The sequence below is a fragment of the Streptomyces sp. 13-12-16 genome (assembly GCF_002114215.1).
GTDB lineage: Bacteria > Actinomycetota > Actinomycetes > Streptomycetales > Streptomycetaceae > Streptomyces.
In genome coordinates, this window is the sequence record NZ_NCTE01001442.1 from 1 (window position 1) to 749 (window position 749).

Here is a 749-nt window from a genome sequence, read left to right on the forward strand (position 1 = left end):
CCCCCCTCGGCCCTCCGGGGGACACCGCGCCGCCCGCACCCGCCGCCCCCCGCTCCATGGCCGCCCCCGCCCGCGACGGCGACCTGCGCCGCACCTTCCCGGCGTTCCCGCCCCGGGCCGCGGACCGCGAGGGCTTCGCCGAGACCTGGTGGGGTGACGCATGGGTCACGGCGCTGGAGGAGGGCGCACTGGACGCCGCCCGGCTCGCACGCGGACGCGGATACGCCGAGCGGGGCCACGTGGACGCCATCACCGTCACGCCGGGACTGGTCCTCGCGTACGTGCAGGGCGGCCGCCCGCGGCCGTACCGCGTCCAGGTGCGGCTGCGGACGTTCACGGACGCCGACTGGGAGCGGTTCCTGGACGCCGCCGCCGACCGCCCCGGCCACATCGCGGCGCTGCTGGACAAGGAGATGCCCCAGTCCCTCGCCGACTGCGGAGCGGCGCTGCTGCCCGGCCCCGGCGACCTCGTCCCGCGGTGCAGCTGCCCCGATTCCGGCGACCCCTGCAAGCACGCCGCGGCCCTCTGCTACCAGACGGCCCGGCTGCTCGACGCCGACCCGTTCGTGCTGCTCCTGCTGCGCGGACGCGGTGAGCGCCAGGTGATCGACGCGCTGTCCCGGCTCAGCGCCACCCGCGCGGCCCGCGCCGCCCAGGAGAGGGAACCGGAACCCCTGCCGGGCATCCGGGCAGCCGATGTCCTCGCCCGCCGCGACCGCGGGCTCCCCCCGCTCCCGGCCCCGTCGCCC

General features: G+C 78.6%; 1 protein-coding gene. It reads left to right on the plus strand.

Features of this window, described 5'->3' with window-relative positions; genetic code table 11:
* The coding region (locus B7767_RS42295; protein ID WP_179167556.1) for an SWIM zinc finger family protein at nt 1-749 on the plus strand (749 nt) is incomplete at both ends.